The 6392-nt window shown below is 66.9% G+C and carries 6 protein-coding genes; 5 read left to right on the top strand and 1 reads right to left on the bottom strand.

Going from position 1 to position 6392, the window contains the following annotated elements:
• The first annotated feature begins 330 nt into the window (after nucleotides 1-330).
• The 5 genes from Q0716_RS03385 to Q0716_RS03365 all read left to right on the top strand — a co-directional run bounded on the left by Q0716_RS03385 (nucleotide 331) and on the right by Q0716_RS03365 (nucleotide 5998).
• Nucleotides 331-1902: an ABC transporter substrate-binding protein gene (locus tag Q0716_RS03385; protein ID WP_299019661.1), complete on the top strand. Its 1572-nt coding sequence runs from the start codon at nucleotides 331-333 to the stop codon at nucleotides 1900-1902.
• A gap of 112 nt (nucleotides 1903-2014) precedes the next feature.
• Nucleotides 2015-2995 carry an ABC transporter permease gene (locus Q0716_RS03380; RefSeq protein WP_299019659.1) on the top strand — a complete coding sequence of 327 codons (981 nt, stop codon included), beginning with the start codon at nucleotides 2015-2017 and terminating at the stop codon, nucleotides 2993-2995.
• 37 nt (nucleotides 2996-3032) lie between these two features.
• Complete coding sequence (locus Q0716_RS03375) at nucleotides 3033-3944, top strand: ABC transporter permease (protein ID WP_299019657.1); 912 nt, start codon at nucleotides 3033-3035, stop codon at nucleotides 3942-3944.
• 18 nt (nucleotides 3945-3962) lie between these two features.
• Nucleotides 3963-4958, top strand: coding sequence for an ABC transporter ATP-binding protein (locus tag Q0716_RS03370; RefSeq protein ID WP_299019655.1), 996 nt, complete (start codon nucleotides 3963-3965; stop codon nucleotides 4956-4958).
• Complete coding sequence (locus Q0716_RS03365; RefSeq protein WP_299019653.1) at nucleotides 4955-5998, top strand: dipeptide ABC transporter ATP-binding protein; 1044 nt, start codon at nucleotides 4955-4957, stop codon at nucleotides 5996-5998. The genes Q0716_RS03370 and Q0716_RS03365 overlap by 4 nt, the downstream gene beginning before the upstream one ends.
• A 4-nt stretch (nucleotides 5999-6002) precedes the next feature.
• Here the strand turns inward: Q0716_RS03365 and Q0716_RS03360 are convergent.
• Nucleotides 6003-6392 (bottom strand): uracil-DNA glycosylase (locus tag Q0716_RS03360; RefSeq protein WP_299019651.1); only part of this gene is annotated, 390 nt, incomplete at its 5' end.

Below are 6392 nucleotides of genomic sequence, written 5' to 3'. Positions count from 1 at the left end.
GACGTCGTGCATGGCACACGCACGGTGCCACTGAACCACCCCTTGCTGCGCGCCGCGCGCCAGATCGGGGTCTCGTTGGGCGATACCCTGGCCTGAGCGATGCTGCCCGTGGGCGCAAAAACGCACCGCGCGCCACCACGGGATGTGGCGGCCCGCGTCGTGGATGCAGTGCGCGCGCCGGCGGTATGCGGAGCACCACGAAAGTGTCGCCAAACCGACATCGGGTGCCTGGGTGGGGCCCGGCGGCCAGGTTTACGGGTAAACCCGGACCAGGAGGCTGGCACGACTCGTGCATAGTTACGGCACGTTCAACTTTTGCAAGGTTTCGCAATGAAACGAACACTCATCGCGTTCGGGGCGGCGCTCGTCCTGGGGATGCCGCTGGTGCATGCCAAGCCGTTCAAGTGGTCCAGCGCGGGCGAGATCGCCACCTGGGATATCCACTCGCAGAACAACGCGCTGCAAAACGGCATCCACGCCGCCGTTTACGAGTCGCTCGTCTACTACAACAGCAAGACGTTCAAGGTCGAGCCGGTGCTGGCCGAGTCGTGGCGCGAGATCAGCCCCACGCAGGTGCGCTTTTCCCTGCGCAAGGGCGTCAAGTTTCACGACGGCTCGCCGCTGACCGCGGATGACGTCGTGTTTTCCATTCAGCGCGCGATGGCCAAGACGTCGAACTTCGCCATCTACACCCAAGGCATCGACAAGGTGGTCAAAGTCGATGCGAATACCGTGGACATCATCCTCAAGGGCCCCAACCCGGTGCTGCTCAACCAGCTCACCGAGCTGCGCATCATGAGCAAGGCCTGGGCGGAGAAAAACCGCTCGATGGAGCCCAAGGACATGAAGGCGCAGGAGGAGACTTTTGCCCACCGCAACGCCATGGGCACCGGCCCCTACATCCTGAAAGAGTGGGTGCCAGATCAGCGCATGGTGCTCGAGCGCAACCCCAATTACTGGGGCAAACTCGACAGCAACGTGACCCAGATCGTCTACAACCCCATCAAGTCCGACGCCACGCGCATGGCCGCGCTGCTGTCGGGTGAGGTGGACTTCGTGCTCGACCCCACGCCGCAAGACCTGCCGCGCCTGCGCAACAACGCCAACCTCAAGGTCATCGATGGCGTCGAAAACCGCACCATCTTCTTCGGCATGGACCAGCACCGCGACGAGCTGCCGGGCAGCAACGTCAAGGGCAAAAACCCGCTGAAGGACGTGCGCGTGCGCAAGGCGCTGTACCAAGCCATCGACATCGACACCATCCACCGCGTGACCATGCGGGGCTTGAGCCAGCCCACCGGCGCGCTGGTGGCGCCGCAGGTGGCGGGCTGGAGCGAGTCGGTGCACAAGCGCTATCCCTACGACGTCGAAGCGGCCAAGCGGCTGCTGGCCGAGGCGGGCTACAAAGACGGCTTCGAAGTCGATTTCGCCTGCCCCAACAACCGCTACATCAACGACGAACAGATCTGTCAGGCGGTGGCCTCGATGTGGGCCAAGATCGGCGTCAAGGCCAAGCTGCGCACGCTGCCGCTGGTGACGTACTTCCCGATGATCCAGCGCTATGAGGCCAGCATCTACATGTTGGGTTGGGGCGTGCCGACGTTCGATGCGCTCTACACCCTGCAGTCGCTGCTGCGCACGCCGGGCCCGGGCGGCGACGGCAACTACAACGTCGGCCGCTACAGCAACCCCAAAATGGACGCGATCATCGACCGCGCCAAGACCGAGACCGATCCCTACATCCGCCCGCGTCTGCTGACCGAGGCGCTGCAACTGCAAAACGACGACGTGGCGCACATCCCGCTGCACAACCAGATCATCCCCTGGGCGATGAAAAAGTCGATCGACGTGGTGCATCGCGCCGACAACCGCATCGACTGGCGCGTGCTCAAGGTCAACTGATCACCCGCTGCGCAATCGGTGGCCGCGCTGCCAGTGGCGGGTGGCCCCGGGTGCGCAATCCGCTCTGTGAAGTCGCGGGGGCCCGTCGGCGGGCCTCCGCTGGAGTGCTTTCATGCTTGCCTTCATTTTGCGACGTCTAGCGCAGGCGGCGCTGGTCATGTTGGCCGTGGCTTTCCTGGCCTTCATGCTGTTTCAGTACGTGGGCGATCCGGTGCTACAGGTGCTGGGGCAGGACGCCACGCCAGAGCAGGTGGCCGCCGTGCGCGCCGAGTTGGGGCTCGATCAGCCCTTTTTCGTGCAGTTTTGGCAGTTCGTGCTCAACGCACTGCAGGGTAATTTCGGCATGAGCATCCACCAGGGGGTGCCGGTGGCGAGTCTGATCGCCGAGCGCTTTCCGGCCACGCTGGAGCTGGCGCTGGTGGCGGCCGTGCTGGCCCTGGCGGTCGGCATCCCGATGGGGGTGTATGCCGCGCTGCGGCGCGGCACGTGGCTCGCTCAGGTGTTCATGACCTTTTCGCTGCTGGGGGTGTCGCTGCCCACGTTCCTGATCGGCATCGTGTTGATCCTGATTTTTTCGGTGCAATTGGGCTGGCTGCCCAGCTTCGGGCGCGGCGAGGTGACCGACCTGGGGGGCTGGACCACGGGTCTGCTGTCGCCCAAGGGCTGGCGCCACCTGGTGCTGCCTGCGGTGACGCTGGCGATCTTCCAGCTCACCCTCATCATGCGCCTGGTGCGTGCCGAGATGCTGGAGGTGCTGCGCACCGATTACATCAAGTTCGCGCGCGCGCGTGGTCTGAGCGACCGGGCGGTGCACTTCGGCCACGCGCTCAAGAACACGCTGGTGCCGGTGATGACGATCACGGGCCTGCAGCTCGGCGGGCTGATCGCGTTCGCCATCATCACCGAGACGGTGTTTCAATGGCCGGGCATGGGGCTGCTGTTCATTCAGGCCGTCACGTTTGCCGACATTCCCGTGATGGCGGCCTACCTGTGTTTGATCGCGTTCATCTTCGTGGTCATCAACCTCATCGTCGATCTGCTGTATTTCGCCGTCGATCCGCGCCTGCGCGTCGACCGCGCCGGTGGTCACTGACGGCGCCGGGCGATCGCTGAAACGAAAGGAACCCCTCATGAAAACATGGTGGATGCGCTGGTGGGACAGCGACATCGGCTACAGCTTTCGCACGTCGCCCGCGGCCATCGTGGCGGCGCTGATCGCGCTCGTGTGCGGGCTGTCGGCCTTGTTCGCGCCCTGGGTGGCGCCGCACAACCCGTTCGATCTGGCCAGTCTGGAGCTGAGCAATGCCCGGCTGCCGCCGGTGTGGTACGCCGAAGGCCAATGGGCCTTTCCGCTCGGCACCGACGACCAGGGCCGTGACATCCTGTCGGCGCTCATCTACGGCGCGCGCATTTCGCTGTTCGTCGGGCTGGCGTCGGTGCTGCTGTCGGTGCTGTTGGGTGTGACGCTGGGGTTGCTGGCTGGCTTTTTGGGCGGCTGGGTGGACGCCGTGCTGATGCGCCTGTGCGACGTGATGCTGTCGTTTCCGGCGATCCTGATCGCGCTGCTGATTGCGGGTGTCGGGCGGGCGCTGTTTCCCAACGCGCACGAGACGTTGGCCTTCGGCGTGCTCATCTTGTCCATTACGCTCACCGGCTGGGTGCAGTACGCACGCACGGTGCGCGGCTCCACGCTGGTGGAGCGGCAAAAGGAGTACGTGCAAGCCGCGCGCGTGATCGGCGTGGCGCCGCTGCGCATCATGCGCCGCCACGTGCTGCCCAATGTGCTCGGGCCGGTACTGGTGCTGGCCACCATCCAGGTGGCCACCGCCATCATCACCGAGGCGACGCTGAGCTTTTTGGGCGTGGGGGCGCCACCCACGTCGCCGTCGCTGGGCACCCTCATTCGCATCGGCAATGACTATCTGTTCTCGGGTGAGTGGTGGATCACCATCTTCCCCGGCGTGATGCTGGTGCTCATTGCGCTGTCGGTCAACCTGCTGGGCGACTGGCTGCGCGACGCCCTCAACCCGCGCCTGCGCTGAAACCGGCGGAGCACCGACATGGACAAACTGCTCGAAGTCAAAGACCTGGTGGTCGAGTTTCCCACCCGCCGCGGCGTGTTGCGCGCACTCGACGGCGTCTCGTTCGACATCGCGCCCGGCGAAATCCTGGGCGTGGTGGGCGAGTCGGGCGCGGGCAAGTCGCTCACCGGCGCGGCCATCATTGGCCTGTTGGAGCCGCCAGGCCGCATCGCGGGCGGCGAAATCCGCCTGCAGGGCCAGCGCATCGACAACCTGCCCCCGGCGCCAATGCGCCGCATCCGTGGCCGGCGCATTGGCGCGATTTTCCAAGATCCGCTGACTTCGCTCAACCCGCTGTACTCGATCGGCCGCCAACTCACCGAGACGATCCTGACGCACCTGGACGTCACGCCGGCCGAGGCGCGCGAGCGCGCCATCCAGCTGCTGCGCGACACCGGCATCCCCGCCGCGGAAGAACGTATCGACCACTACCCGCACCAGTTTTCGGGTGGCATGCGCCAGCGGGTGGTGATCGCGCTGGCGCTGGCGGCCGAGCCGCAACTGGTGGTGGCCGATGAGCCGACCACGGCGTTGGACGTGTCCATCCAGGCGCAGATCATCACGCTGCTCAAGCGCATCTGCCGCCAGCGTGGCGCGGCGGTCATGCTGGTCACGCACGACATGGGCGTGATCGCCGAGACCTGCGACCGCGTGGCCGTCATGTACGCCGGCCGCGTGGCCGAAATCGGCCCCGTGCACGAGGTCATCCACCGCCCGGCGCACCCCTACACCGCCGGGTTGATGAGTTGCATCCCCGACATGGAGGTGGAGCGCGAGCGGCTGCACCAGATCGACGGTGCCATGCCGCGCCTGACCGAGATCCCGCGCGGTTGTGCCTTTCACCCGCGCTGCGACAAAGCCATGCTGCGCTGTCACGACCAGCGCCCCGAACTGATGCCCGCCGGTGCCACCCGCGCCGCGTGCTGGCTGCACGACGTGGCCGCCACCGCGGCCGCCCAGGAGATGTCCCGATGAGCAATCCGGTCATGGAGATGGCCCCGGCGGTGACGCCCACCGCCAGCGCCCCGTTGGTGGTGGCGCAGGATTTGGCGCGCACGTTCGACGTCTCGGCGCCGTGGCTCAACCGCGTGCTGGAGCGCAAGCCGCGCCAGTTGTTGCACGCCGTCGACGGTGTGAGCTTCGAGATCGCGCGCGGCCAGACGCTGGCCCTGGTGGGCGAGTCCGGCTGTGGCAAGAGCACGGTGGCGCGCTTGCTGGTGGGGCTGTATGCGCCCACGCGCGGGCGGTTTATGTTTGACGGCCAAGACGCGCACGCCGCCTACCGCAGCGGCGCCCCCGGGCGGCTGTTGCGGCGGCGCATCCAAATGATCTTTCAAGACCCCTATGCCAGCCTCAACCCGCGCTGGCGGGTGGAGGACATCGTCGCCGAGCCGCTGCGCGAGCATGGCCTGCTGAGCGACCCGAAAGCGCTGCGCGAGCGCGTGGGCGAGCTGCTGCGCTCGGTGGGCTTGAGCCCGCACGACATGGTCAAGTACCCGCACCAATTTTCGGGTGGGCAGCGCCAGCGCATCTCGATCGCGCGCGCGCTGGCCACGCGGCCCGATTTTCTGGTGTGCGACGAACCAACCTCGGCGCTGGACGTCTCGGTGCAGGCGCAGGTGCTCAACATCATGAAGGACCTGCAGCGCCAGCAGGGGCTGACCTATTTGTTCATCAGCCACAACCTGGCCGTGGTGCGGCACGTGAGCGACCAGGTGGGCGTGATGTACCTGGGGCGGCTGGTGGAGCTGGCGGACAAGCGCACGCTGTTCACACAGCCGCGTCACCCCTACACGCGCATGTTGCTCGACGCCATCCCCAAGCTGCACGACACGGGCCGCGCGCGCACGCCGGTGCAAGGCGAGGTGCCCAACCCGCTTAACCCTCCCAGCGGCTGTGCCTTCCATCCGCGCTGCCCACACGCCAACGCTCGCTGCAGCGCCGAGCGTCCTGCGATGCAAACCCTCGGCGGCGTGCGCGTGGCCTGCCACGCGGTGGAGGAAGGGCGGATTTGAGCCTTCAGCCGGGGGCGGGCAGTGCCTCGGCGGTGTCGAGCGCGAGGCACAGATCGGCCCAGGCCTTGGCCTTGTCGGCGGGGTTGCGCAGCAGGTACGCCGGGTGGTACGTCACCACCACGGGCAGCGCCAGCCCGGCCAGCCGCGCCGTGTACACGCGCCCGCGCAGGCGGCCCAGCGGCGTGCGCAGCAGGGTGTCGGGGCTGTCGCAGCCGCCCTCGGCCAGCAAGGTTTGCGCCGCAAACCGGCCCATGGCCAGCACGAGGCGCGGCTGCAGCAGCGCAATCTGGCGCAACAGATAGGGCGTGCAGCGCGCGATCTCGTCGGGCTCGGGGTTGCGGTTGCGCGGCGGTCGGCATTTGATGACGTTGGCGATATAGACCCCCTGCCCGCG

It is taken from the genome of uncultured Tepidimonas sp., from assembly GCF_938045175.1.
Taxonomy (GTDB): domain Bacteria; phylum Pseudomonadota; class Gammaproteobacteria; order Burkholderiales; family Burkholderiaceae_C; genus Tepidimonas.
The sequence above is the reverse complement of the archived record's forward strand: the minus strand, read 5'-3'. Positions and strand labels throughout refer to the sequence as shown.